25 protein-coding genes and 1 pseudogene are annotated in these 25,534 nt (G+C 73.8%); 7 read left to right on the top strand and 19 right to left on the bottom strand.

Features of this window, described 5'->3' with window-relative positions; translation table 11 throughout:
- The first annotated feature begins 90 nt into the window (after positions 1-90).
- The gene (locus O2W18_RS11240; RefSeq protein WP_269187606.1) at positions 91-276 is read left to right on the top strand and encodes a hypothetical protein; all 186 of its coding nucleotides are present in this window, start codon (positions 91-93) and stop codon (positions 274-276) included.
- Positions 277-1,010: 734 nt separating this feature from the next.
- On the opposite strand, the gene O2W18_RS11245 is transcribed toward O2W18_RS11240, so the two are convergent.
- The 4 genes from O2W18_RS11245 to O2W18_RS11260 all read right to left on the bottom strand — a co-directional run bounded on the left by O2W18_RS11245 (position 1,011) and on the right by O2W18_RS11260 (position 3,515).
- Positions 1,011-1,622 carry a TIGR03086 family metal-binding protein gene (locus tag O2W18_RS11245; protein WP_269187607.1) on the bottom strand — a complete coding sequence of 204 codons (612 nt, stop codon included), beginning with the start codon at positions 1,620-1,622 and terminating at the stop codon, positions 1,011-1,013.
- Positions 1,623-1,631: 9 nt separating this feature from the next.
- A complete protein-coding gene (locus O2W18_RS11250; protein WP_269187608.1) occupies positions 1,632-2,483 on the bottom strand; it encodes an ArsR/SmtB family transcription factor in 852 nt (283 codons plus the stop codon).
- Between the two features lie 43 nt (positions 2,484-2,526).
- On the bottom strand, positions 2,527-3,081 hold the full coding sequence (locus O2W18_RS11255) for an isochorismatase family protein (protein ID WP_269187609.1): 555 nt from the start codon (positions 3,079-3,081) through the stop codon (positions 2,527-2,529).
- Positions 3,082-3,158: 77 nt separating this feature from the next.
- Entirely contained in the window at positions 3,159-3,515 is a 357-nt protein-coding gene (locus O2W18_RS11260; RefSeq protein WP_269187610.1) for a TfoX/Sxy family protein, read from the bottom strand.
- 266 nt (positions 3,516-3,781) lie between these two features.
- Between O2W18_RS11260 and O2W18_RS11265 the strand changes: the two genes are divergently transcribed.
- The gene (locus O2W18_RS11265) at positions 3,782-5,572 is read left to right on the top strand and encodes a glycoside hydrolase family 15 protein (protein ID WP_269187611.1); all 1,791 of its coding nucleotides are present in this window, start codon (positions 3,782-3,784) and stop codon (positions 5,570-5,572) included.
- A gap of 41 nt (positions 5,573-5,613) precedes the next feature.
- Here O2W18_RS11265 and O2W18_RS11270 read toward each other — a convergent pair whose 3' ends face one another.
- Together O2W18_RS11270 and O2W18_RS11275 are read right to left on the bottom strand one after the other, a co-directional pair.
- Positions 5,614-6,396, bottom strand: coding sequence for a hypothetical protein (locus tag O2W18_RS11270; protein ID WP_269187612.1), 783 nt, complete (start codon positions 6,394-6,396; stop codon positions 5,614-5,616).
- The gene (locus O2W18_RS11275) at positions 6,393-7,298 is read right to left on the bottom strand and encodes an ABC transporter ATP-binding protein (protein WP_269187613.1); all 906 of its coding nucleotides are present in this window, start codon (positions 7,296-7,298) and stop codon (positions 6,393-6,395) included. The genes O2W18_RS11270 and O2W18_RS11275 overlap by 4 nt, the downstream gene beginning before the upstream one ends.
- 139 nt (positions 7,299-7,437) lie before the next feature.
- Here O2W18_RS11275 and O2W18_RS11280 point away from each other — a divergent pair, with 139 nt between their 5' ends.
- Together O2W18_RS11280 and O2W18_RS11285 are read left to right on the top strand one after the other, a co-directional pair.
- A complete protein-coding gene (locus O2W18_RS11280; protein ID WP_269187614.1) occupies positions 7,438-8,745 on the top strand; it encodes a sensor histidine kinase in 1,308 nt (435 codons plus the stop codon).
- The gene (locus O2W18_RS11285) at positions 8,742-9,413 is read left to right on the top strand and encodes a response regulator (RefSeq protein ID WP_269187615.1); all 672 of its coding nucleotides are present in this window, start codon (positions 8,742-8,744) and stop codon (positions 9,411-9,413) included. Before O2W18_RS11280 ends, O2W18_RS11285 begins: the two co-directional genes overlap by 4 nt.
- 6 nt (positions 9,414-9,419) lie before the next feature.
- Here O2W18_RS11285 and O2W18_RS11290 read toward each other — a convergent pair whose 3' ends face one another.
- The gene (locus O2W18_RS11290; RefSeq protein WP_269187616.1) at positions 9,420-9,572 is read right to left on the bottom strand and encodes a hypothetical protein; all 153 of its coding nucleotides are present in this window, start codon (positions 9,570-9,572) and stop codon (positions 9,420-9,422) included.
- A gap of 307 nt (positions 9,573-9,879) precedes the next feature.
- Positions 9,880-10,077 (bottom strand): annotated as a pseudogene (locus O2W18_RS21740) (antibiotic biosynthesis monooxygenase); the annotation flags it as partial.
- 107 nt (positions 10,078-10,184) lie between these two features.
- Between O2W18_RS21740 and O2W18_RS11295 the strand changes: the two are divergent.
- A complete protein-coding gene (locus O2W18_RS11295) occupies positions 10,185-10,904 on the top strand; it encodes a M50 family metallopeptidase (RefSeq protein WP_269187617.1) in 720 nt (239 codons plus the stop codon).
- A 47-nt stretch (positions 10,905-10,951) separates the two neighbouring features.
- On the opposite strand, the gene O2W18_RS11300 is transcribed toward O2W18_RS11295, so the two are convergent.
- Positions 10,952-13,324, bottom strand: coding sequence for a glycoside hydrolase family 65 protein (locus O2W18_RS11300; RefSeq protein ID WP_269187618.1), 2,373 nt, complete (start codon positions 13,322-13,324; stop codon positions 10,952-10,954).
- Entirely contained in the window at positions 13,321-14,052 is a 732-nt protein-coding gene (locus O2W18_RS11305; protein ID WP_269187619.1) for an HAD family hydrolase, read from the bottom strand. The genes O2W18_RS11300 and O2W18_RS11305 overlap by 4 nt, the downstream gene beginning before the upstream one ends.
- 252 nt (positions 14,053-14,304) lie before the next feature.
- Between O2W18_RS11305 and O2W18_RS11310 the strand changes: the two genes are divergently transcribed.
- On the top strand, positions 14,305-14,844 hold the full coding sequence (locus O2W18_RS11310; RefSeq protein ID WP_269187620.1) for a YbhB/YbcL family Raf kinase inhibitor-like protein: 540 nt from the start codon (positions 14,305-14,307) through the stop codon (positions 14,842-14,844).
- An 85-nt stretch (positions 14,845-14,929) separates the two neighbouring features.
- On the opposite strand, the gene O2W18_RS11315 is transcribed toward O2W18_RS11310, so the two are convergent.
- Complete coding sequence (locus O2W18_RS11315) at positions 14,930-15,760, bottom strand: GNAT family N-acetyltransferase (RefSeq protein ID WP_269187621.1); 831 nt, start codon at positions 15,758-15,760, stop codon at positions 14,930-14,932.
- 91 nt (positions 15,761-15,851) lie between these two features.
- Here O2W18_RS11315 and coaA point away from each other — a divergent pair, with 91 nt between their 5' ends.
- Complete coding sequence (coaA, locus tag O2W18_RS11320; protein WP_269187622.1) at positions 15,852-16,814, top strand: type I pantothenate kinase; 963 nt, start codon at positions 15,852-15,854, stop codon at positions 16,812-16,814.
- A 225-nt stretch (positions 16,815-17,039) separates the two neighbouring features.
- On the opposite strand, the gene O2W18_RS11325 is transcribed toward coaA, so the two are convergent.
- From O2W18_RS11325 to O2W18_RS11360, 8 genes are all read right to left on the bottom strand, one after another.
- Complete coding sequence (locus tag O2W18_RS11325) at positions 17,040-17,921, bottom strand: hypothetical protein (protein WP_269187623.1); 882 nt, start codon at positions 17,919-17,921, stop codon at positions 17,040-17,042.
- 50 nt (positions 17,922-17,971) lie between these two features.
- Complete coding sequence (gene gcvP, locus O2W18_RS11330; protein WP_269187624.1) at positions 17,972-20,986, bottom strand: aminomethyl-transferring glycine dehydrogenase; 3,015 nt, start codon at positions 20,984-20,986, stop codon at positions 17,972-17,974.
- A 67-nt stretch (positions 20,987-21,053) separates the two neighbouring features.
- Positions 21,054-21,626 carry a MerR family transcriptional regulator gene (locus tag O2W18_RS11335; protein ID WP_442928904.1) on the bottom strand — a complete coding sequence of 191 codons (573 nt, stop codon included), beginning with the start codon at positions 21,624-21,626 and terminating at the stop codon, positions 21,054-21,056.
- 280 nt (positions 21,627-21,906) lie between these two features.
- Positions 21,907-22,392, bottom strand: a complete 486-nt coding sequence (locus tag O2W18_RS11340; protein WP_269172729.1) for a bifunctional nuclease family protein — start codon at positions 22,390-22,392, stop codon at positions 21,907-21,909.
- Positions 22,393-22,510: 118 nt separating this feature from the next.
- Positions 22,511-23,233 carry a transcriptional regulator FtsR gene (ftsR, locus tag O2W18_RS11345; protein ID WP_269187625.1) on the bottom strand — a complete coding sequence of 241 codons (723 nt, stop codon included), beginning with the start codon at positions 23,231-23,233 and terminating at the stop codon, positions 22,511-22,513.
- A gap of 46 nt (positions 23,234-23,279) precedes the next feature.
- On the bottom strand, positions 23,280-23,825 hold the full coding sequence (odhI, locus tag O2W18_RS11350; RefSeq protein WP_164702279.1) for an oxoglutarate dehydrogenase inhibitor Odhl: 546 nt from the start codon (positions 23,823-23,825) through the stop codon (positions 23,280-23,282).
- 319 nt (positions 23,826-24,144) lie between these two features.
- Positions 24,145-24,549 carry a glycine cleavage system protein GcvH gene (gene gcvH, locus O2W18_RS11355; RefSeq protein ID WP_269187626.1) on the bottom strand — a complete coding sequence of 135 codons (405 nt, stop codon included), beginning with the start codon at positions 24,547-24,549 and terminating at the stop codon, positions 24,145-24,147.
- 112 nt (positions 24,550-24,661) lie between these two features.
- Positions 24,662-25,534 (bottom strand): DUF881 domain-containing protein (locus O2W18_RS11360; RefSeq protein WP_331254070.1); only part of this gene is annotated, 873 nt, incomplete at its 5' end.

The following is a 25,534-nucleotide window of genomic DNA, read 5'->3' on the forward strand; positions in this document are numbered from 1 at the left end:
CGGCTCTACTGCGGCCAGGCCTGCCGCCAGCGGGCGTACGAGCAACGATCGGCGACGGCCAAGGCGGGTCTGTCCGCGGACGTCGTCCTGGTGACCCGGGCAGAGCTCGACGGCCTGCAGGACCGGCTGTACCAGCTGCGCTGCGCCATCGAGGACGTCCAGACGCTGCTGACCGAGAAGCCCACCAAGGCCGAACTCGAGCGGTCCCTGGCCGACCTGGTCCGGTCGACCGGTCGGCTGGACCGGCTCTGGCTGAGCGGCAAGGCCGCCGGCTGAGCCACGGGCGGCCGACACCCGGTGCTGGCCGCGGATGCGTCACTGTGACGCATCTCACCATGGGTGGGTGGACCTCGGGGGAGCGGCTCGGGGTCGTCGACGCGCGTCCGACCGGTGTCCACCTCGAACCACCCCCGGCGAACGCCCGTCGCCCACGAGGGTGGTCACACCCCGACCTGGAGCCGGCCACACACGACGCGGGCTCGCGCACGGGTCAACGCGGTTGCCCGGACCCGCCAGAGAGGCTTCATTTCGTCATCGTGACGTTTTGACGACGATCCAGGGAGACCGGGGGGAGTTGGGCCGGGTGATCGATCGAGCGCTGTGGACGACAGCGACCCGCGAGGAGCATCGGCCGTCGGTCACCGATCGGCCGCCGCGGCAGGCCAGCAAGATCGTCCGCCGATGGTCAGGTCGAGATGGGCCACGCCGGTCGCCATGATCACCGCCGGGTCGCGTCGACGCGGTGCGCGGGGCGCGTGTCGGACCGAACGGCTCGTGGAGCACCACGCATTCGCCGCGGACCCGGCGGACGTGTCGACGTGCCACGACCTGAGACGCGACGACCTGAGACGCGACGACCTGAGACGCGACAACCTGAGAGGCGACGGTCGACGCACACGTCGTCGAGCGGCGGTTCATCGTCGGTGAGAAGGGGCTCCGACCAGCCTCATCCAGTCCGCCGATAATCGACATTATGTCAAGTAGTGGTGATCGGGCCCGCTCTTGTCGACTCACGACGCCACCCTGGCACCGGCCGTCCGGGTCCATTGCGCCGCGTCTCGCCCGAGGAAGGTCACCAGCCGCTCGACCGGCGAGGCGTCCGCCCCGGGATCGACCCTGGCGGCGAACGACGTCCCGCGGGACGCGTCGTCGAGCAGCTCGCTCGCCAGGGCCAGCACGTCCTCGGCCAGGTCCGGCGGCAGCTGGCACGCCCGGCCTCGTGCTGCGGCGACGTCCCAGCCGTGGACGGTGAACTCGATGGCGGCCGCGTGCGCCGCAGGGGCCGCCCCGTCCGCCTGGAGGTCGTGACTCCCCCGCCGGCCGGCCGTCTGCAGCTGCTCGAGCAGGTCTTGGACCCGCTCGCGGGTCCGGGCGACCGGGTCGCCGACGGGCCAGCCCGGTGGCCCGGGGAGGTTCAGCTGAGCGGTGGCGAGCAGGCCGGTGAGGGCGTCGACGACGTCTGCCAGGTGCGTCACCACGGACGCCACGTCCCAGTCGGTGCAGGGAGTCGGCCGGTCGAGGTCGCCGACGACGAGGCCGCCGAGCTCGTCCAGGGCGTACCGCCCGGCTCGGCCGGCCAGGGCGACGGCAGCTGCGAGCCCGTCCTCACTGGAGTCGGTCACGTCGGCGGCTCAGACGTCGGCGTGGGGGCGGCCGCCACGCACGGGCGCCATGCCCCAGGGCTCGGCCGGCAGCACCTGGCCGGTCTCCAGAAGCGACTTGAGGTTGGCCAGCACGGCCGGCCAGCCGTGCGAGACGCCGTCGTGGCTGGCCTGGTCGGCGAGGCGCTCGTGCGTGACCGTGAGCCGCACGATGTCCTCGTGCGGCTCGACCAGGAAGGTCACGATCGACGGCTCCCCTGCCGGCTCGGCGTCCGGATCGGCCGTCGGCTCCTGGAACGTGATCACCAGACGGGTCGGCGGAGACGACTCCAGCACCCGCCCGGCGACGTCCACCTGCCCCGAACCGTCGGTGCGCCGGTGCTCCCAGGTCGACCCGGTCTGCCAGTCGGAGACGTTGGCGTGCCCCCAGTAGCGTGCCGTCAGATCGGCGTCGGTGAGGGCGTGCCACACCTGATCGGCGCTCGCGCGGATGTAGGTGACGTACACGTAGTCGGGGACGCGTGCGGTGCTCGTGGCCATGGCCTGCTCCTCTGCCTGCTGCGTGATCGCGCTGATGGCGGAAAGCCGGGGCCGGTCGAAGGCCGAGATCCAGCGCTCCTGGATCTGGTGGATCGGCACCGGGTTGAGGTGGTGCAGCCGTTCCCGTCCCCGCCGGACGACGGTGACGAGATTGGCGCGGCGCAGGACGTCGAGGTGCTGGGTCGCCGACTGCCGGGCCATCTCCAGGTGTGCACAAAGCTCACCGAGGGTCTGCCCGTCCCGCTCCCGCAGCTGGTCGAGCAGCAGCCGCCGGGTCGGGTCGGCGAGCGCCTTGAAGACCGGGTCCATCCCGCTCGCCTCGGCGTCCACGAGCAAAATCATGCAGGCATTTGCCTGCATGTGTCAACGGGTCAGCCGGGGCAGCTCATCCCCGGAACGACACGTCCGTGGTCTCCACGACGCCGGCGGTGCGACCCGGCGCGGCCTGGAACTGCCAGTAGAGGTTCGTGTGCGCGATGACCTGCTCGACCGGTGGCGCACCCCAGGCGGTCTTGTCGCCGGCGGTGTGCGCATCGCCGACGAGCGTGACGTCGTAGCCGCGGGTGAAGGCCCCGTGGATGGTCGACCGGATGCACGCATCGGACTCCGCCCCGGCCACGACCAGCCGGCCCACGGCGAGGTCGGCCAGCACGTCCGAGAGGTCGGTGCCCTCGAAGGAGTCGCCGTAGGACTTGTGCACGAGCGGCTCTGACTGCTGGCGCACGAGCTCGGGGACGTACTGCCAGGCGTCGCTCCCCTGGACCAGCTCCTCGTCGGAGTGCTGCACCCAGACGACCGGGACGCCGTCACCGCGGGCCTTCTCGACCAGGGCGCTGATGTTGCCGACCACCTCGTCACGGCCGGGGGCCTCGCCCACCACCCCCTGCTGGACGTCGATGACGACGAGGGCGGTGTTCGGTCGGTCAGGGAGCGTGCTCATGGCGGTCTCCTGCGGTCAGCGGCCGGTGCGACAGCGGGGACGCTAGAGCGGACCCCCGACAGGAACACCGTCGGCGTTCACCGCTCGGCTGCCTTCACGGCTGTCCGCTCGGCGTTGTGCTCCAGGACGGCGTCCATCCAGAACTGCAGGTCGCCGTCGTCCCTGAGCGCCTCCTCGTCGACGGCGATCCAGCCCTCGCCCATGGACCGGCCCGTGCCCATCTCCGCCCGGCGGGTCCCGGCCACCGCGAGGTACTCGGCATCTCGGCTGCGCGACACCCGCACGAGCAGGGCTCCCCCACCGGCCGAGACGCAGGCGATCATCTCGTCGTCGACCATGAACGCGAGGCCACCGAACATCCGCACCTCGCGAACGGTCCTCTCCCCCGGGACAGCCCTGCGGACGCGGTCGGCGAGTTCGGCGTCGTGGGCCACGGACCGTCTCCTTTCCGGACGAGCTGAGCGGCGTGCAGCCGCCGGTCGTTCCTAGCACCGTCCAGGGCCATCCGGGCCCCTGTCTTCGCTGTTTGTGCCGTTGTTCTGTTCTTCTTCCTCGCCATCAGGGCGGTCTGTTGGGCATAACGGATGATCATCACCCAGTCGCGGGGTTTGCCGGGCGGAGCAGGACGGTAGGGCCTGCTGGGCGCCTTCGTGCCACGACGCGGCCCAGCCCCGGCCGACCCACTCGAGAGGAACCGCCCGTGCCGAGCAGGATCGAAGACTACGGACTGATCGGGGACCTGCAGACCGCCGCGCTGGTCGGCAAGGACGGCTCGATCGACTGGCTGTGCCTGCCGTCCTTCGACTCCGCTGCCTGCTTCGCCGCCCTGCTGGGCGACGAGCGCAACGGCCGCTGGCGGCTCGCCCCGGCCGACGGCAGCAGCTGCACCAGCCGGCGCTACCGGGGCGACTCGCTGGTCCTGGAGACCGAGTGGGAGACCCCGACCGGCACCGTCCGGGTGGTCGACTTCATGCCCCCGCGAGGTGACAGCCCGGACGTCGTCCGGATCGTGGAGGGCGTGTCAGGTCGGGTGCCGATGCGGCTGGACCTGGTGCTCCGGTTCGACTACGGCCACCTGGTGCCCTGGGTGCGCTCGGTGGACGGCGACCTGGTCGCCGTCGCCGGCCCGGACGCGGTCTCGCTGGCCACGCCGGTGCAGCTCCACGGGGAGGACCACACCACCTCGGCCGAGTTCGAGGTCACCGCCGGTGAGCGCATCCCGTTCGTGCTCACCCACCACGCCTCGCACCTGCCCCGACCCGAGCCGGTCGAGGCCGAGGAGGCGCTGGTCACCACGGAGGCGTTCTGGGCCGAGTGGATCGGCCACTGCACCTACGACGGCGAGTGGGGGCCGGCGGTCCGCCGCTCGCTGATCACCCTCAAGGCGCTGACCTACCGGCCCACCGGCGGGATCGTCGCCGCCGCGACCACCTCCCTGCCCGAGGAGCTCGGCGGCAGCCGGAACTGGGACTATCGGTACTGCTGGCTGCGCGACGCGGCCTTCACCCTGCAGGCCCTGCTGGGCACGGGTTACCTCGAGGAGGCGCGGGCCTGGCGGGAGTGGCTGCTGCGCGCCGTCGCCGGTGACCCCGCCGACCTGCGGATCATGTACGCCCTCGACGGGTCCCGGCGGATCCCGGAGTACGAGCTGCCGTGGCTGCCGGGCTACGAGGGCTCCGCCCCGGTACGGGTGGGCAACGCCGCCGCCGGGCAGTTCCAGCTCGACGTGTGGGGCGAGTTGCTCGACGGGCTGCACCTGGCCCGCGAGTCCGGCCTCTCCCCCACCGCGGACGCCTGGGCGGTGCAGAAGGAACTGCTGGCCTACCTGGAGGAGATCTGGGAGACCCCGGACAGCAGCCTCTGGGAGGTCCGCGGCAAGCCCCGGCACTTCGTCCACTCCAAGGTGCTGGCCTGGGCCGGGGTCAACGGCGCGATCGAGGCGGTGGAGCGGCACGGGCTGGACGGGCCGGTCGAGCGCTGGCGGGAGCTGCGGCAACGGATCCACGACGACGTGTGCGCCCGCGGCTACGACCCCGAGCGCCGCACCTTCACCCAGTTCTACGGCTCGGAGGGGCTGGACGCCGCCCTCCTGCTCATCCCTCAGGTCGGCTTCCTGCCCTGGGACGACGAGCGAGTCGTGGGCACCGTGGAGGCGGTGCAGCGCGAGCTCACCTCCGACGGCTTCCTGCTCCGGTACCACACTCACGCCGACGGCCGGGTCGACGGCCTGCCGGGCGACGAGGCCCCGTTTTTGCTGTGCAGCTTCTGGCTCGCCGACGCCCTCAACGGCATCGGCCGCACCACCGAGGCCCGCGAGCTCTTCGAGCGGCTCCTCGGCCTGGGCAACGACCTCGGCCTGATGAGCGAGGAGTACGACCCGCGCACCGGCCGGCACCTGGGCAACACCCCGCAGGCGTTCAGCCACGTCGGTCTGGTCAACACCGCCCGGCACCTGAGCGGGGCGCTGCGGGTCCCCGGCGAGCACGCCTGAACCGGTCGGCGGCGGGATGACCCCCGCCGCCGACCGTCGGATCAGGCGATCTCGGACCGCTGGATGCGCACCCAGCCGATCACCATGGGCAGCAGCACCCACAGCCCGACCGAGGTGCCGAACTGGAGCCAGCCCTGCGCGTCCACCCCGTCCTCCAACAGGGGCAACGAGGTGGTCGACAGGTCCAGCCAGTCCCGCACCCAGTCCAGCGCGGCGACCAGGCTGACCAGGATGGTGAACACCGTCGGCAGCACGAAGTACAGGACGATCGCCAGCGGCGAGCTGAGCAGCAGCATGCCGAACGCGACACCGGCCAGCACGGTCACCACCTGGACGACGAGCACCTGACCCACCAGCGCGGCGGTGATGTCCCAGTCCCGCTCCGAGTCGGAGAAGACCGGGGTCAGCACCGTCGCCAGCACGGAGGCGAGGGCCGCGACGACCACGCCGAGCACCGCCAGCACGGTGGCCGCGAGCACCTTGGCGACGAGCACCCGGGACCGTCGGGGCACCAGGGTGAACGTCGTCATCGCGGTGCGCTGGGACCACTCGCTGGTGACCAGCAGGATGCCCAGGACCGGCAGCAGGATGCTGATCGGCAGCTGGGTGATCCCGAAGTGGTCGGTGAACCGCTTGGGCGCGTCCTCGACGAACAGGGAGATCGCCACGACGCCGAGCACGGCCAGGCCGATGACGATGAGCAGCCAGCGGCCGGCGCGGGTGTCGGCGGACTTGCGCAGCTCCACCCGGACGAGCTGGAGCAGGGACGGCGCCGGGTGGTCGACCAGCGTCCGCGGCTGGTCGGCGAGGGTCGCGGTGCTCATGCCTGCACCTCCTGGACCTCGTGCGAGGAACCGGTGAGGGAGCGGAAGAGCTCTTCCAGCCCCGCTCCCCCGGCGGCCCGCAGCTCGGTGAGGACGACGCCCGCCGCCGCCACCGCCTGCCCGACGGCGAGGGCCTCGGCATCGGCCACCAGGGCGTCGTCCGGGCCCGCGGACACGCCGATCCCGGCGGCCTCCAGGGCCTTGGCCAGCAGGGCCCGGTCCGGGCCGCGCACCAGGGTGCCGCCCGTGCCGGCCAGCAGCTCGTTCTTGCTGCCCTGCGCGACGATCCGCCCGCCGGCGATGACCACCAGCTGGTCGGCGACCGCCTCCACCTCGTGCAGCAGGTGCGAGGAGAGCAGCACCGTGCCCCCGCGGTCGGCGAAGTCCCGCAGCAGCCCGCGCATCCAGAAGATGCCCTCGGGGTCCAGCCCGTTGGCCGGCTCGTCGAGGACCAGCACCTGGGGGTCACCGATCAGCGCCGTCGCCAGACCCAGCCGCTGCCGCATCCCGAGGGAGTACTTCCCGACGCGCTTGCCGGCCGGCCGCCCGGCCAGCCCGACCCGCTCCAGCGCCTCGTCCACCCGGTGCCCCTCGACGCCGAGGACCCGGGACGCCAGGGTGAGCACCTCCCGCCCGGTGCGCCCGCCGTGCTGTGCACCGGCGTCGAGCAGCACCCCCACCGCCCGCCCGGCGTTGGGCAGGTCCCGGTACCGGCGTCCGCCCACGGTCGCCGTGCCGCTGCTCGGCTCGGCCAGCCCGACCAGGGCCCGCATCGTGGTCGACTTGCCGGCGCCGTTGGGGCCGAGGAAGCCGGTGACGGTGCCCGGCGCGCAGGAGAAGGAGACGTCGGAGACGGCGACCTGTGCGCCGTACCTCTTCGTCAGGTGCTCGATCGTGATCATGACCGCGATCCTGCCCGGGCCACCCGGCCGCGCACATCGGCCGGAAGTAGGTGATCACCTCCGCGGTCCGACCGACGGCGACGGCGAGGTAGACCTTGGTCGGTTCCAGCGGCAGTCTCCCGTCCGTAACCTCCGGTGGGTGACAGTGTCCTTCCGCCCGGGGGCGGCCGCGGACGACGGCGTCGAGCACCCCTCGCTGGTGCCGGCCCAGCTGTTGGCCGACCTGGGTGCCGCACCCGAGCGGGCCCCGGACACCTCCACGGGCACCGGCCGGCGGCGCCGGGTCCGCCGCTCGGTCCGTGACTGGGTCGTCGACGTCACGGCCTTCGTCGTCTCGGTGCTGCTCGGGCTGGTGCTCGTGGGCGTCGCGCTCAGCCAGCCCGTCCCGCCGCCGGACGGCCTGCTGATCGCCGACGTCGTGCTGGGCTCGGTGGGCTGTGCTGCCCTGTGGCTGCGGCGCCGCTGGCCGGTCGGCGTCGCGGTCGGCCTCTCCCTGCTCGCGTCCTTCTCCGACATGGTCGCGATCGCCTGCCTGTTCAGCCTCTTCGCCGTGGCCGTACACCGCCGGTGGCCGACCGTCACCGCGGTCACCGCGGTCAGCCTCGGCTCCTTCGCCGTGTACATCGTCGTCCGACCCGACCCGGAGCTGCCGGCCTGGGTGTTCGCCGTGCTGGGTGTCGTGTGCACCGCCGCCGCCGTCGCCTGGGGCATGTTCGTCCGCGCACGTCGCCAGCTGGTGCTCTCGCTCCGCGAGCGTGCGGTGCGCGCCGAGAGCGAGCAGCAACTGCGGGTCGAGCAGGCCCGGCACACGGAGCGCACCCGGATCGCCCGCGAGATGCACGACGTGCTGGCGCACCGGCTGTCGCTGCTGAGCATGCACGCCGGCGCACTGGAGTTCCGCCCGGATGCCCCGGCGGCCGAGGTCGCGCAGGCCGCGGGGGTCGTCCGGTCGAGCGCCCGGCAGGCACTGGAGGACCTGCGGGAGGTGATCGGGGTGCTGCGCCATGGTGGGGACGGCGGCGGTGACCCGGGCACCCGCCCGCAGCCCACGCTCGCGGACGTCCCGGCGCTGGTCGAGGAGAGCCGGAGAGCCGGCGTCCGGGTGCGGGTGCGCTACCGGGTGCCCGAGCTCGCCACCGTTCCCAGCGGCGCCGGCCGCAGCGCCTACCGCGTGCTGCAGGAGGGGCTGACCAACGTGCGCAAGCACGCGCCCGGCACGGTCGCCAGCGTCCTGGTCGAGGGCGGTCCGGGCGCCGGGCTGGTGGTGGAGCTGCGCAATCCCACACCGGCCGGCGGCGAGATCGTGCCCGCGCTGCCCGGTGGCGGCACCGGCCTGGTCGGCCTGCTGGAGCGGGTCAGCCTGAGCGGCGGCCACCTGGAGCACGGCTGGACCCCCGACGGGGAGTTCCGGCTGCGCGCCGAGCTGCCCTGGCCGGGGTCCGCGTGAGGGAGCCGGTCCGGGTGCTCGTGGTGGACGACGACCCGCTGGTGCGCGCGGCCCTGGCGATGGTGCTCGGTGGGGTCGTGGACCTGGAGCTCGTCGGCGAGGCCACCGACGGCGACGAGGTGCCGGCCGCCGTCGCGGCCAGCGCCCCGGACGTCGTCCTGATGGACATCCGGATGCCGCGCACCGACGGGCTGACCGCCACCGAGCTGCTGCAGGCGCGGCCGGACGCCCCCCAGGTCATCGTGCTGACCACCTTCGACGCCGACGATCAGGTGCTCCGGGCACTCCGGGCCGGCGCCAGCGGCTTCCTGCTCAAGGACACCCCGCCGGCTGCGATCCTGGAGGCCGTGCGCCGGGTCGCCGCCGGGGAGCCGATGCTCTCCCCCACGGTGACCCGCCAGCTCATCGCGCACGTCTCGGCGGACCGGCCGGCCGGACCGGGCGAGGACCGGCAGACCCGTGCCCGGGCTCGGCTCGACCTGCTCAGCGACCGGGAGCGGGAGGTGGCGCTCGCCGTCGGGCGAGGGTTGTCGAACGCCCAGATCGGCGCCGAGCTGTACCTCAGCGTGGCCACCGTCAAGGCGCACGTCTCCCGGCTGCTGGACAAGCTCGAGCTGGCCAACCGGGTGCAGATCGCCCTGCTCACCCACGACGCCGACCTGGTGTGACGCCCGTCAGCGGTCGCGCCGGTTCGGCCCCGTCCGGAGGGTCGCCCCGAGCTTGCGAGAGGTGAGGGGGACGGGGTCCTTCCGGAGCCACCAGCCCAACCGCCGGGTCATCCAGGGCAGCAGCAGGTAGGTCATCAGCGGGGTGAGGGTCAGCGTCATCACCGCCACCCGCAGGACGACGTGGGCCTCGGTCAGCAGGGCGCCCAGGGTGACCGTGGCCAGCAGGTTGAGCGGGAAGAAGACCAGCCAGATGGTGACCGCCTGCTTCCACCGCGGAGGTGCGGTGGGCGCGGGCAGCTCCGTCGCGGCGTCCAGCGGTGCGTCGAACCAGCCCTCGATGCCGGTGCGCCGCTCGGTGCGGGTGACCTCGGCCAGCCCCTGGGCCGACCCGAGCCACCAGCGTCGCTCTCGGACTGGCCTCCCAGGCCGTCATCGTCGCCGGTGAGTCGAAGCGGCACAGCATGTGCCACTCGTGGGCGTCGTGGCGGGGGCGGACCCAGCCACCGCCGAGGAACCCGGGGAAGGCCTCGGCCATCGTCAGTCCCGCCCGGATCCAGGCGGTCATCTCCACCGCGTGGGCCGGGTCGGCCCGCCGGGTGAAGGAGACGGTCACCGGCAGCTGCGGGGTCTCCGCGAGCGCCGGCACCGGCACAGTGCTCTCCATGGCCCCAGCATCCCCGGCGCGGATGTCGCGGGGATGTCGGGTCTGTCACCGGCGTCCGGCGGCGTGGCGCTGACCTCGTGCACAGGTCCACTGGCGACGATGCCCGGGTGGACGTCGTCAGCTCGCTCTGGGAACAGGTCTCCGCGACCTCTCCCCCGCTGCCGCTCTGGCTGCTCGTCCTGACCGCGGCGCTCGCCGCTGCCCTGGTCCTCTCCCCCACTCTGTGGCAGCGGGCCCGGCACTCGGTGACGATCGCGCACGAGGGGGCGCACGGCCTGGCCGCCCTGGTCACCGGCCGGCGGCTGGCCGGCATCCGCCTGCACTCCGACACCTCCGGCGTCACGGTGTCGGCCGGCCGGCCCAGCGGCCCCGGCATGGTGCTGACCGCGGCCGCGGGCTACACCGGCCCGGCCCTGTTCGGGCTGGGCGCGGCGGCGCTGCTGGCCGCCGGGTTCGCGATCGGCCTGCTGTGGGCCCTGCTCCTGTTGCTGGCTCTGCTGCTGGTGCAGATCCGCAACTGGTACGGCCTCTGGTCGGTGCTCGTCACCGGCACCCTGGTCTTCGCCGCCACCTGGTGGCTGCCCGCGGCGGGCCAGTCGGCGTTCGCGGCCGGCATCACCTGGTTCCTGCTGCTGGCGGCGCCGAAGACCGTCCTGGAGCTCCAGGCCAAGCGCCGCTCGGGCACGGCCCGGGACTCCGACGCCGACCAACTGGCCCGGCTCACCGGGCTGCCGGGGATCGTGTGGGTCGCCGCCTTCCTGCTCGTCGACGGTGGCGCCCTGCTCCTCGGCGGCTGGTGGCTCCTCCGCGACACCGCCCCCCTCTGACCCCCTCACCACCAGAAGGGCCATCTCGGTGGTGGCGGGGTCCTCCCTCAGTCGCTGGTGGGGCGGTTGCGGCGGCGAGGGGCGGCGTGCGGCGGCTGGCGCACCGGCTCCACCTCCGGAGCGGGCGGGATCTCCCACTCCACCGTCTCGCCGGTGACCACGATCGGCTTCCCGTGGTGCGCGGTCTCCAACGCCCCCTCGCCGTAGACCAGCCGGTAGCTGGCCTTCTCCTGGGTCACCGTGACCGACAGGCACTTCCCCTGGAACACCACCCGGAAGCGCAGCCGGCGGATCCGGCCGGGCAGCCGCGGGGCGAAGGTCAGCCGGCCACCGTGGTCGCGCATCCCGCCGAAGCCGGCGACCGCGACCGTCCAGCCGCCGGCCAGCGAGGCGATGTGGAGCCCGTGCCCGCTGTTGCCGTGCAGGTTCTGCAGGTCGGTCAGCGCGGCCTCGGCCCAGTAGTCGTGCGCGAGGTCCAGGTGCCCGGTCTCGGCGGCCATCACCGCCTGCACCGACGCCGACAGAGAGGAGTCACGCACCGTCCGGGCCTCGTAGTAGGCGAAGTCGGCGATCTTCTCCTCGAGGGTGAAGGCGTCCCCTCGCAGGTGCAGGGCCATCACCAGGTCGGCCTGCTTGATGACCTGCTTGCGGTAGATGTCGAAGTAGGGGAAGTGCAGCAGCAGCGGGTACTGGTCGGGCCGGGTGCCCTCGAAGTCCCACTCCTCGTGGTGGGTGAACCCCTCCGACTGCTCGTGCACCCCGAGGTCGGCGTTGAACGGCACCCGCATGGCGTCCGCGGCGGAGGACCACAGCTCCAGCTCGTCCTCGCCCACCTGGAGCCGCGCCGCGGTGTCGGGCTGGCGGCGGGCGGCGGCGACCGCCTCGCGCAGGTTCCGCTGCGCCATCAGGTTCGTGTAGACGTTGTTGTCCACCACGGCGGTGTACTCGTCGGGCCCCGTGACGCCGTCGATTCGGAAGCCCCGGCCGTCGTCGAAGTGGCCGAGCGAGGCCCAGAGCCGGGCCGTCTCGACGAGCAGCTCGGTGCCGTGGTCGCGGTCGAATTCGTCGTCCAGGGTGGCGGCGGTGTAGCGGGCGACGGCGTCGGCGATGTCGGCGTTGATGTGGAAGGCCGCCGTCCCGGCCGGCCAGTAGCCCGACGTCTCCTCCCCGCGGATGGTCCGCCACGGGAACGCCGCACCGGCGTGACCCAGCACCCGGGCCCGCTCGCGGGCCAGGTCCAGCGTCGAGTGCCGCCACATCAGCGCGTCGCGCACGGCTGCGGGAGCGGTGTAGGTGAGCACCGGCAGCACGTAGGTCTCGGTGTCCCAGAACGTGTGGCCGTCGTACCCGTCACCGGTCAGGCCCTTGGCCGGGATCGGCTGCCGCTCGGCGCGCAGGCCGGCCTGCAGGACGTGGAACATGCCGACCCGCACGGCCTGCTGCAGCTCGTCGTCGCCCTCGACCTCGACGTCGGCCTCGTCCCAGTGCCGGTCCAGCAGCTCGCGCTGCTCCCGGACCAGCCGGTTCCAGCCGGCGAGCTTCGCGGTGGCCAGCGCCCCCTCCACCTGGTCCCGGACGGCGGCCGAGGAGCGTCGGCTGGACCAGCCGTAGGCCAGGTACTTCACCAGCCGCAGCTTCGAGCCGGCCGGCAGCCGGGCGGCCAGCGTGTAGCGGGCCAGGTCCGGGGAGACCTCCAGGTCCTCGGTGGCCGAGTCCGGGATGTCGACCTCGTGGTCCATCCCGGCGGCCATCCGCAGCCGGCTGCCGGGGGTCTGGTGCACCAGGACGGCGTGCCGGCCGCGGCCGACGTGCAGCTCCGACTGCAGCGGCCGGGTCATCGCCGAGGCCGCGCGCGGGTCGTCGGACTGTGTCGTGATCACGAACTCGTTGGCCAGCAGGTCCGACTGCAGCGCGATGTAGAGGTCGCCCTGGTCGTCGGTGCACTCGACGGTGTACTCGATCGCGGCGATCGACCGCCGGGTCAGCGAGACCAGCCGGGTGCTGGTGACCCGGACCTGACGCCCGCTGGGCCCCCGCCACTCGGTGGCGCGGCGCAGCACGCCGTTGCGCAGGTCGAGGGTGCGGCGGTGGTCGATGACGTCGCCGTACTGCAGGTCCAGCGGGGTGTCGCCGACCAGCAGCCGGATCAGCTTGCCGTCGGTCACGTTGACCACGGTCTGGCCCTGCTCCGGGAAGCCGTACCCGGCCTCCGCGTAGGGCATCGGCCGCTCCTCGAAGAAGCCGTTCAGGTAGGTGCCGGGGACGACGACCGGCTCCCCCTCGTCGAGGGTTCCGCGCATCCCGATGTGCCCGTTGGCCAGGGCGAACACCGACTCGTTGACCGCCAGGGAGGCCAGGTCGACGCCGACCTCGGTCAGCGACCAGGGCTCGACCAGGAAGTGCGCGCGACCCTGGGTCACGGGGTCTCCTCCAGCAGCTGGTCCAGGTCGGTGACGACGACGTCCGCTCCGCGCCCGCGGAGCCCGTCGGCCTGCCCCACCCGGTCGACCCCCACGACGTAGCCGAAGTCACCGGCCCGTCCGGCGGCGACCCCGGACAGCGCGTCCTCGAACACGGCGGCCTGCCCCGGCTCGACGCCGAGGGCCCGCGCACCGGCCAGGAAGGTGTCCGGGGCCGGCTTGCCGCGGAGCCCCTGGGCGGCGGCGACCACCCCGTCGATCCGGGCGTCGATCAGGTCGGCGAAACCGGCGACGGCGACCACGTGCTCCCCGTTCGCGGACGCCGTGACGACGGCGGTGGCCAGGCCGGCGTCCCGCGCCGCCCGCAGGTACCGCATCGAGCCCTCGTAGACCTGCACGCCGTGCTCCTCCAGCTCGGCCAGGATCAGCTCGTTCTTCCGGGTCGCGACGCCGGCGACGGTGAGCGCGTCGGCGAGGTCGTCGTCGCTGCCCTCGTCCAGGGCGATCCCCCGGCTGGCCAGGAAGTCCCGGACGCCGTCCTTGCGCGGCTTGCCGTCGACGAACTCGTTGTAGTCGGCGAGGCTGAACTCGGCGGCCCCGGGGTCCCGGTTCCGCAGGAACTCGTCGAAGGTGCGTTTCCAGGCAGCCTGGTGCACCTTGGCCGTCTGCGTCAGGACCCCGTCGAGGTCGAACAGGCAGGCCCGGATGTCTTCGGGGAGTCCCAGCACGCCCGACACGCTACGGCGAGACGACCGCCGGGACCTCTCGGGACCCCCTCCCCTTGCTGATCCGCACCCGCAGGATGCGGTCGGTGACCACGCGGGTGGTCGGTCGGGCGCCGGTGTTGGGGATAACGGTCAACTGGATGTGGCGTCCGACGGCCACGTGACCAGGCGCCCGTGCGCGCGGCTGCCTAGGGTCGGCGGCGGGCACGCCGCCCCGGCGCCACAGCCGAGGCCCCACGACCCGAGGAGACCCGCATGGCCGCTCGACCCCCTGCGCCCGACCCCTACGACTCCCTGCCCCCCGTCCCTGCGTTCCAGGTCACCAGCGCCGACCTCACCGACGGCGAGCCGATGCCCCAGCCGCAGGTGAGCGGCAAGATGGGCCTCCCGGGGGGCGAGGACCGCTCACCGCAGCTCAGCTGGTCCGGGTTCCCGGACGGGACCCGCGGCTTCGCGGTCACCGTCTACGACCCCGACGCCCCGACGGCCAGCGGCTTCTGGCACTGGGCGGTCACCGGCCTGCCGGCCTCGGTGACGGAGCTGCCCACCGGCGCCGCCGACGGCGGGCTGCCTGCCGGCGCGGTGCAGCTGCGCAACGACGCGGGGTTCGCCGGCTACGTCGGTGCGGCACCGCCGGCCGGGCACGGCCCGCACCGCTACTTCGTCGTGGTCCACGCCCTGGACACCGACGACCTGGGCGTGCCGGCCGAGGCGACCCCCGCCTACCTCGGCTTCAACCTGTTCAGCCACACCCTCGCCCGGGCCACGCTCGTCGCGACGTACGAGGTGCAGTGACCTGTCGTCCGGCGGAGGCGGCGGGTCCCCGCTCGCCTCGGCCGGACGGCCGCTCGGCGACGCAGCCGGAGGGCCGTCCGGTCCGTCAGCCGGGCGGACGCTCGGCGACGCAGCTGGTGGCCACCCGGGCGAAGCCGGCGCGCTCGTAGACCCGGGCGACGTCGTCGTCGCCCGCGGAGAGGAACACCAGGTCGGCGGTCTGCCGGGCGTGCTCGACCAGGGCCGAGGTGAGCCCGGCTCCCAGGCCGCGCCCGCGGAACCGGGGCAGCGTGGCGACGCCCACGACCTCGCTGATCTCGATGCCGTCGACCTGCAGCGGCTGGTGCGACCCGATCGCGACCGGCTCGCCGTCGTCGACGGCCACCATCATCACCGTCGAGCCCGAGGCCACCCGGTCGCGCAGCACCTCGGTCGGCGGCACCTCGGCGGGACCGGGGTCGTCCTGGGCCACCTCCGGGCCGCTGTGTGACCCCTGGTCGGCGGGTGCCGGACCGGGCGAGGCGAACGCCAGAGCGGCCAGCCGCTGGTACAGGCCCAGCTGGGGGTCGTCGGCGCCCACCAGGTACAGCCGCACCTCGCTGGGGAGCAGGACCGCGAGCGGGTCGTCGGCGACCAGCAGCGGCAGCTCGTCGACCACCAGCCCGGCCGTCCGCGCAACGGTGGCCAGGCCGTGGCAGCGGTCGTCCAGCCACTCCAGCGCCGCCGGCAGCCCGGCCTGCTCCTGCAACGCGATCGCGGCCCGGACGTCGTCCAGCGCGACGTCCCCCACGAACCCCGGCCGCGGCCGGGCCGGGTAGGGCCACTCCGCCCGGCCGATGGGCACCTGAAGCGCACCGATGGAGTGCACCCGGGCATCGGCCAGCGGGGCAAGGGCGAAGTAGCGCTCGATCCGGTCGAGCAGCCCGGGCGACGACACCCCCGGACCCTAACGGCCGGCGGGGGTCGGGCGCTCCGGCAGCCGCCCGTGACCCACCCGCCCTGGGGGCGCGCGGCGGGCAGACGGCACCATGGGCGCCGTGACGGCCGGTCAGCGAGCGCAGGTCTCGCCCTTCACCGCGTTCGACCGCCAGTCCTGGCGGGCGTTGGCCGCGGGCGGTGAGCTGCCGCTGGACGACGCCGACGTCCGGCAGCTGGCCACCCTGGGCGACCGGATCGACCTGGACGAGGTGTCCACCGTGTACCTGCCGCTGGCCCGGTTGCTGCACCTGCACGTCACCGCCAGCCGGCGGCTGTGGGCCGCCCAGACCCAGTTCCTCGGCGCCCGCACCGAGAAGGTGCCCTTCGTCATCGCCGTGGCCGGCAGCGTCGCCGTCGGCAAGAGCACCACCGCCCGGCTGCTGCAGGCGCTGCTCGCCGCCGCCCCCGACACCCCGCGGGTCGACCTGGTCACCACCGACGGCTTCCTGCTGCCCAATGCGGTCCTGGAGTCCCGGGGCCTGCTGGGTCGCAAGGGCTTCCCGGAGAGCTACGACCGGCGGGCTCTGCTGCGTTTCCTGGCCGACGTGAAGTCCGGCAAGCCGGCGGTCAGCGCCCCGCTGTACTCCCACCAGTCCTACGACGTGCTGCCCGACGAGCGCCAGGTCGTCGACTCCCCCGACGTGCTGGTGCTGGAGGGGCTCAACGTGCTGCAGGCCGGCGCCCGGAACGACGGCCGGGTGCCGGAGGTCTTCCTCTCGGACTTCTTCGACTTCTCCGTCTACGTCGACGCCACCGAGCACGACATCTCCCAGTGGTACGTGGAGCGGTTCCTCGCCCTGCGCCGCACGGCGTTCCAGGACTCCGGGGCGTACTTCCACCGCTTCGCCGACCTCACGGACGAGCAGGCCACGTCGACGGCCCGCGGCATCTGGGAGGCGGTCAACGAGCCGAACCTGCGGCTCAACATCGCCCCCACCCGGTCCCGCGCGCGCCTGGTGCTGCAGAAGGCCGCCGACCACTCCGTCCGCCGGGTGCTGCTGCGCAAGCTCTGACCCACCGCGCGCCGGCAGGAGGTGGCCACCGCGGACGACCGCGTGCTGGCGGTGCCGGTCAGCCGCCGTTCCGAGCGGGGGTCGACGCTGCAGTGCGCGGCGTGGTGGTGTTCGACGGCGACGGCGGGCTGCGCCCCGACGGGCCGGTCGTGCTGCCCCGGCGCCGGGGCGGTCGTCGACATCGCGGTCACGCGACGGACACGTGACGCGGGCCGGGCGGCTCCCTCAGTCGAGGCCCGCTGCGTCGGCGGCCTGGGTCAGCAGGGTGGCGAACGCCGCCTGGTCCAGCGCGGCGTCGTCGGTGCCGGTCTGGGACAGCATCACCGCCCGCGGGCCGTCGGTGATGACGCCGACCAGCATCGAGACGGTGCCGGCCGGGTGGGTCATCGTGACCGCCAGCCCGGCGGCGGAGTCCCCGCGGTCCGGCACGTCCAGCGCCGACACCCCGAAGCCGACCTCCATGCCCCAGGGCGCATCGACGGTCGCGTCGGCGCACGCCTGCACGAGCTGGTCGACCGGCAGCTCCAGCCCCTCGACGGCCGGCCCCTCGGCGACCACCTGGAACGTGCGCAGCTGATCGGTGGCGGCCACCTGGGCCGCGACCGCCGGCATCTCCTCGTCCTCGTGCGTCGGCAGGGCGGCCAGCGCGTCCGCGCAGGCGGCCGGTTCGACCGACGGCTCCGCGACCGTGCCGTCCTCGTCGGTGCCGGCGTCCTCGGTGCCGTCCGTGTCGGTGCCGTCCACGTCGGTCCACCAGTGGTGGCCACCCCACCCGCGGTGGTCGCCCCACCCGCGGTGCCCCGCCCAGCCGCCGTGGTGGTCACCCCACGACTCGTCCCCCGCCCACCACCCCGACCAGGGGCCGACCCACTCCGACGGGAGCTGGTGGACCGTGGCGTCGGGGCCGAACGCGGACTCCGGCAGCAGCGCACCGGCCAGGTCCTCCGCCGCGGCCTCCTCGACCGCCGGGTCGACGCTGCCGGTGGCCGCCGCCTCGCTCACCGCGGTCGGACCGCCGGCACCGGACTGGCTCGCGCAGGAGCTCAGCACGGCCGCGCCGACGAGCATTACCACACCGACCGACGAGCGACGCACCTGGGTCCCCATGGGGGGATGGTGCACCCTCCGCGCCGCGCCGTCGACCCCTGCCCGGCGTGTCAGGACCGGGCGCCCACCACGTCCTTCGTCGTCCCCAGGTCGTCGGGGGCGCCCTCGGCGCGACCGGGCTCGGTCGCGACCGGCGCGTGCGGCACGGCCGGCTCCTCGAACGCCTCCGGCGACGGGCAGGAGCAGACCAGGTTCCGGTCGCCGTAGGCACCGTCGATGCGCCGTACCGGCGCCAGGTAGCCGCGCCCGACCAGCCCCGGCACGGGGTACACGGCCACCTCGCGGGAGTAGGGCCGGCCCCACTCCCCCGCCAGCATCTTCAGCGTGTGCGGGGCGTTGCGCAGCGGGTTGTCCGTCCGGTCGTACTCGCCGGTGGCGACCTTCTCGATCTCCCCGCGGATGTGCACCATCGCCTCGACGAACCGGTCCAGCTCGGCCTTGTCCTCGCTCTCGGTCGGCTCGACCATGAGCGTGCCGGCCACCGGGAAGCTCATCGTCGGTGCGTGGAAGCCCAGGTCGATCAGTCGCTTGGCGATGTCGTCGTTGGTCACGCCGGTGGCCTTGGTGAGCGGCCGGATGTCCAGGATGCACTCGTGCGCCACGAGGCCGGTGGCGCCGGTGTAGAGCACCGGGTAGTGCGGCCGCAGCCGCTCGGCGACGTAGTTGGCCGCCAGGATCGCCTGCTCGGTGGCCCGGAGCAGCCCGTCGGTGCCCATCAGCCGCAGGTAGGCCCAGGAGATCGGCAGGATGCCCGCGGAGCCCCACGGGGCACCGGACACCGGTGCGCCGGTGCCGCCGGTCTCCACCAGGGGGTGGCCGGGCAGGAAGGGCACCAGGTGCTCCCGGACGCCGATCGGGCCCACACCCGGCCCGCCGCCACCGTGCGGGATGCAGAAGGTCTTGTGCAGGTTGAGGTGGCTGACGTCGGAACCGAACCGTCCGGGCTTCGCCAGCCCGACCAGGGCGTTGAGGTTCGCGCCGTCGACGTAGACCTGGCCGCCGGCGTCGTGCACCGCCGCGCAGATCTCCTGCACCTCCACCTCGAAGACCCCGTGGGTCGAGGGGTAGGTGATCATGATCGCGGCGAGCCGGTCGGCGTGGGCGTCGACCTTCGCGCGCAGGTCCGCGAGGTCGACGTTGCCGGCCTCGTCGCAGGCCACCACGACCACCCGCATGCCGGCCATCACCGCACTGGCGGCGTTGGTGCCGTGCGCCGAGGACGGGATGAGGCAGACGTCGCGCTCCACGTCGCCGCGACTGTGGTGGTACGCGCGGATCGCCATCAGGCCGGCGAACTCGCCCTGCGACCCGGCGTTGGGCTGCACGCTGACCGCGGCGTACCCGGTGATCTCGGCCAGCCCGTCGCACAGCTCCTGGATCAACCGGCCGTACCCGCGGGCCTGCTGAGGCGGCGCGAAGGGGTGCAGGCCGGCGAACTCCGGCCAGGTGATCGCGGCCATCTCGGTGGCGGCGTTGAGCTTCATCGTGCACGAGCCCAGCGGGATCATCGTGCGGTCCAGCGCCAGGTCCTTGTCCGACAGCCGACGCAGGTAGCGCAGCATCGCCGTCTCCGAGCGGTGCTCGGAGAAGACCGGGTGGGTGAGGAACGGGGTGCGCCGGCGCAGCTCCGCCGGGAGTGCGTCGGCACCCGCAGCGTCCAGGTCGGTGTCGTCCGTACCGACGCCGAAGGCCTCGGCGACCAGCCGGAGGACGGCCGGCGTCGTCGTCTCGTCACAGGCGACCGCCACGGTGTCGGCGTCGACCAGCCGCAGGTTCACCCGGCGCGCGGCTGCAGCGGCCACCACGTCGGCCGCCCGGCCGGGGACGGCGACGGTCACGGTGTCGAAGAAGTGCTCGTGCACGACGGTGAGCCCACCGGCGCGCAGCCAGCCGGCCAGCAGCTGGGCGCTGCGGTGCACCCGGGCGGCGATCGCGGTGAGCCCCTCGGGCCCGTGGTAGACCGCGTAGGCGCCGGCCATGACCGCCAGCAGCACCTGAGCGGTGCAGATGTTGCTGGTCGCCTTCTCCCGGCGGATGTGCTGCTCCCGGGTCTGCAGCGCCAGCCGGTAGGCCACGTCGCCGTCGGCGTCGACCGAGACCCCCACGAGCCGGCCCGGGAGCTGGCGGGCCAAGCCCTCGCGCACCGCGAGGTAGCCGGCGTGCGGGCCGCCGTAGCCCATCGGGACGCCGAAGCGCTGGGTGGTCCCGCAGACGACGTCGGCGCCCCACTCCCCCGGCGCCTCCAGCAGGGTCAGGGCGAGCAGGTCGGCGGCGACCACGACGGCGGCCCCGGCCTCGTGCGCGGCCGCGGCCAGCGCCCGGTGGTCCCGCACGGCACCGCTGGCGCCCGGGTGGGCCAGCAGCACGCCGAAGGCGCCCGCCTCGGGGAGGTCGATGGGCCAGCCGGCGGAGAGGTCGGCGACGTGCAGGCCGATGCCGAGCGGCTCGGCGCGGGTGCGGAGCACGGCGAGGGTCTGCGGCAGGGTGTCGGCGTCGACGACGAAGACCGCGTCCGTCTTGGCCCGCCCGGCCCGGCGGACCAGCGTCATCCCCTCCGCGGCGGCGGTCGCCTCGTCCAGCATCGACGCGCCGGCGACCGGCAGCCCGGTGAGGTCGGCGACCATCGTCTGGAAGTTGATCAGCGCCTCGAGCCGGCCCTGGCTGATCTCCGGCTGGTAGGGCGTGTAGGCGGTGTACCAGGCAGGGTTCTCCAGGATGTTCCGCTGGATGACCGCCGGGGTGATCGTGTCGCTGTAACCCAGCCCGATCATCGAGGTGAACACCTCGTTGGCCGAGGCCCGCTCGCGCAGCTGCGCCAGCACGGTCGCCTCGTCGGCTGCCGGCGGGAGGTCCAGCGGGGTGCGGTCGCGCACCCCCTCGGGCACGCAGGCGTCGGCCAGCGAGGCCAGCGAGGAGTGCCCGACGACCTCGAGCATCGCGGCGGTGTCCGCGGGGCGGGGGCCGATGTGCCGGGCCGCGAACGACCCGCTCGTCGACAGCGCGGAGAGCGCGGGGAGCGACCCGGTCAGGGGTGCGGGATCAGAACCAGGAGTCCGGTCGGCCACTGCTGGGACGGTACCAGCGCGTCGTCACCGCACCGGTCCTCGAGGCGACCCAGGAGCCGGGGGCGTCCTAGGCCGAGGCGGCGCGACGACGGCGGCGGGCGGACAGCTCGTCATCGGCGGCGGACCCGCTGCCGTCCAGCCGCTCGGCCGGCAGCTCCGCCAGCTCACCGGAGAGCTCGCGGAGGGCACCGGAGACCGCGATCCCGAAGACGCCCTGCCCACCGGCGAGCAGGTCGACGACCTCTTCGGCCGAGGTGCACTCGTACACGGTGGCGCCGTCGGAGAGCAGCGTGATGTTCGAGAGCTCCTTGACCCCGCGGGTGCGCAGGTGGTCGACGGCCTTGCGGATGTTCTGCAGCGAGACCCCGGTGTCCAGGAGCCGCTTCACGACCTTGAGCACCAGGATGTCGCGGAAGGAGTAGAGCCGCTGCGTGCCCGACCCGGTGGCGGTCCGCACCGACGGCGCGACCAGCCCGGTGCGGGCCCAGTAGTCCAACTGCCGGTAGGTGATGCCGGCGGCGGCGCAGGCCGTGGGGCCGCGGTAGCCGACGACGTCGGTGTCGACCTCGTCGTAGGACGGAGCGCCCACGGCTGCGTCGCTGAACAGCTGACCCTGTGAACCGTTGTCCTGGTCGCTCACGGGCACTCCTCGCTGGCACTGGTCTGCCGCGGTCGCGGCGCTGCTGGGGTCGTGCCGTCGATCGCGCGCCCGCTCACTCCAGCGCCTCCTCGACTCCGGCACCCAGCACCTGGGCCGTTCCCGCACTGAAGCCGGGAGCGGTCACGGGCGCGACTCAGGGACTTGCACGCACGTGATTCGCTGACCGTAGGCCGGGGCCGGGACAGGGTCAACCGAGGGGCGCGGCGTGTCGCTGCGCTCACCCGTGCGGGTGGGCCCGGTACCGCGCACCGCCGGTGGCTCAGCTGCCGCTGGAGCCGGAACCGGCGCCGAAGTCCTCGGGGCTGATGTTGTCCAGGAACTCGCGGAACTTCTCCACCTCGTCCTCCTGCTCGTCGGGGATCTCGATCCCGACCTCGTCGAGCAGGGCCTCGGCGCCGTAGATGGGGGCGCCGGTGCGGACGGCGAGGGCGACGGCGTCGGACGGCCGCGCGCTCACCGTGCGCTCGTCGCCGAACTGCAGCTCGGCGAGGTAGATGCCGTCGCGCATCTCGGTGATGTGCACCGCCTCCAGGGTGGCGCCCAGGGCCGTGACCACCTCACGCAGCAGGTCGTGCGTCATCGGCCGGGCCGGCCGGACGCCCTGCTGCTCGAAGGCGATCGCCGCGGCCTCGGTCGCACCGATCCAGATCGGCAGGTACCGCTCCCCCTGGGTCTCCTTGAGCAGCAGGATGGGCTGGTTGCCGGGCAGCTCCACCCGGACGCCGACGACTCTGAGCTCCTGCACGTCTGGCTCCCCTCCGCTGACTTCCCCGTGGCCGCCCCACTGGTTCCCGAACCGCCCACCGCGAGGCAGCCGACCGGTGTGCCGGGGCGCCCGCACCCCCGCAACGGTACGCCAGTGATCAGCCGCCGAGGACGTCGCGCAGCCGCGTCTCCAACAGCCCACCGTGCAGCTGTGCGGAGAGCTCGGCCAGCTCCTGGAGCTGCTCACCGGCCCGGGTGCGCGCCTCCTCGGAGCGGGCCAGCAGGACCGGGGCCACCAGCTGCTCCAGCAGGGCGGCCTCCCGCTCCACCGCCGTCCGGTACACCCGCAGGTGCCGCGGTTCGATGCCGTGCCGGGCCAGCCCGGCCACGGCCCGGCCCACGGGCAGGTCGGTGACCCGGTGCCGGCCCTGCGAGTCGGCGTTGAGCAGCCCGAACTGCACGCAGTCGGCGAGCTGGGCCGCCGACAGGCCGGCGGCCTCGGCGAACTCGGCTGCCGACAGCGGCGCGCTCGGGACCGGCCCGCCGGCCACCCCGCCCGCGGGGTGGCCGCCGGGGGGCCGCTCGCCACGATCGAGGGCGTCCAGGTGCTCCTTGATGACCCGCAATGGCAGGTACTGGTCCCGCTGGGCGGCCAGCACGTACCGCAGCCGGTCGACGTCGGCCACGGAGAACTTCCGGTAGCCCGACGGCGTCCGCTGCGGGTGGACCAGCTCCTCGGACTCGAGGTAACGGATCTTGCTGATCGTCACGTCCGGGAAGTCGCCGCGCAGGGCGGACAGCACCTCACCGATGGTGAACCGGGGCGTGGTCTCAGCGGTGTCCCGGTCAGCGCTGGGGCTGGGCTGGGGCACCGCCGTCATGACCGGCGTCCGCTCTCGGCCCGCACCTCGGTGCCCGACGCGGCGGTCATGCGCCGGCCGGCTCGCCCGTCCGCGGCCCGGTCAGGTAGACCAGGCGGAACTTGCCGATCTGGACCTCGTCGCCACCGGCGAGCGAGGCCACGTCGACCGGCTCGCGGTTGACGTAGGTGCCGTTGAGGCTGCCCACGTCGTGCACGGTGAACCCGCCGCCCTCGCGGTGGAACTCTACGTGCCGGCGGCTGACCGTGACGTCGTCGAGGAAGATGTCGCTGTCGGGGTGCCGACCGGCGGTGGTGACCTCCTGGTCGAGCAGGAAGCGGCTGCCCGCGTTGGGGCCCCGCTTCACCACCAGCAGGGCGGACCCGGCCGGCAGCGACTCGACGGCACCGGCGTGCGCGTCCGCGGTCGACTCGGCGACCTCGGCCTGCTCGCCGGAGTCCTCACCGCCGACCTTCGGGATGATGCTGGTCGACTCGCCGACCCGCTCGGGGCTCAGCGCGGCCCCGCACTGCGCGCAGAAGCGGCTGCCCTCTGGGTTCTGGTGGCCACATCGAGTGCAGAGCACGTCGGTCTCCTCCGGTGCAGGCGGCACCGCCGCGGGCCTGGTGGTACGGGCCGCGGTCGGCCGGCGGACGACGGACCGGTCGGCCCGTCGTAGGTCGGCCGCCGCAGGATCACGGTCGGGCCGGGGGTCATGGAACCAGCGGCCGACCCGAGGGTCAACCGCACGTACAGGGTGAGGGTCGGACGCCGTCGTGGAGCTCACGGCCCGACCGTCGCAGTGATGATAGTGATCGTCGACCACCCCGGCGGGACGGTGGGGGGCCGTTCCGCGACGGGAGGTCCGCCGACCCCGTCCCGATCGGCTGAGGACGCCCGGACGACCGGCTCGGGACGCCTGGCCGGTCGGCTCAGGACGTCTGGACGATCGCCTCGTAGGCCGCGGCGTCCAGCAGTGCCGCGGTGGGGTCGCCGTCCTGCCCGGTCACCTGGACCTCGACCAGCCAGCCGGCGCCGTAGGGGTCGCTGTTGACCGTCTCCGGGGCGTCGGCCAGGGCATCGTTCACGGCCGACACGACACCGGCCACCGGCGAGTAGACGTCGGAGACGGACTTGGTCGACTCGACCTCACCGATCGCGTTGCCGGGGGCGACCTGCGCACCGACCTCGGGCAGCTGGACGAACACGATGTCCCCCAAGGCGTCCTGGGCGTGGTCGGTGATCCCCACCCGGACCACCGCGGCGGCACCCTCGGTGCCCTGGACCAGCGCCCACTCGTGCTGGGCGGTGTAGCGGCGGTCATCGGGCGTGGCCATGCGGCATCTCCAGAGATCGGGGTCGGTTCGGTGGCTGCAGTGGTGGCCGCGGCCTCGGTGCAGTCGCCCGGGCCGAGCGCCAGCGAGGTCTGGGGGGCACCGAGGTCCTTCCTCAGTCCCCGTCGTCCGGCTCAGCGTATTGAGGCGTGTCCAGTGGCCGCAACGCGTCCACGACGACGTCCTGGGAGGGGGTGATCACCACCTCACCCCGGCGCTGGTTGACGGTCGCGGAGACCCCGCCGGGGATGTTCAGGGCGGTGGCCATGTCCTGGGGCGAGCCGATGACCCGGATGACGTAGGGGGCCTCGACGGGCTCGCCGTCGATCTCCAGGGCGCCCGGCTCGCCGGTGATGGCGCTGCTCACGCCGATCCGGACGTCGTCGATCTGCATCGTCTCCGCTCCCGCCCCGCGCAGCTCCTGGACGGCGTTCAGCACGACGCCGGCGGTGACCCGGTCGGCGGGGTCGCGGATGACCACCTCGAGCCCGGGACCGCGGGCGGCGACGGTGCCGTTGAGGATGCCCAGCGCCTCGGCCCGCTGCTCGGCCTCCGCGAGGGCAGCGGCCGCAGCGCTGTCGGAGCTGCCCAGCTGGGACAGCGCCGCCCGCTGGTCGTAGATCTCCTGGCGGAGCCGGTCCTCCCGGGCTGAGAGGTCGTCGAGGATGCGCACGAGGTCCTCCTCGCGCAGGCCGGCCAGCTGGGCGTCGGTGTCGGTGCTGCGCACCTGCACCGCGAAGGCGAAGCCCAGCAACAGGGTGAGCACGCCGATGAGGACCGCCGCCACCGGATCGCGCCGCCGTCGTCCGCCGGCCGGCGTCGCCCCGCCGCCGTCCTCGGCGGACGGCGGGCCGGCCGTCTCCGGCTCCCCCAGGCCGTCCGCACCGGCGGGGTCGGCCTGGGGGTCCGCAGCCTGGGGGTCCGCAGCCTGGGGGTCCGCAGCCTGGGGGTCCGCAGCCTGGGGGTCCGCAGCCTGGGGGTCCGCAGC

Origin of the sequence: Modestobacter sp. VKM Ac-2983 (assembly GCF_026967885.1) — a bacterium.
In the GTDB taxonomy this organism is placed as follows: domain Bacteria; phylum Actinomycetota; class Actinomycetes; order Mycobacteriales; family Geodermatophilaceae; genus Modestobacter.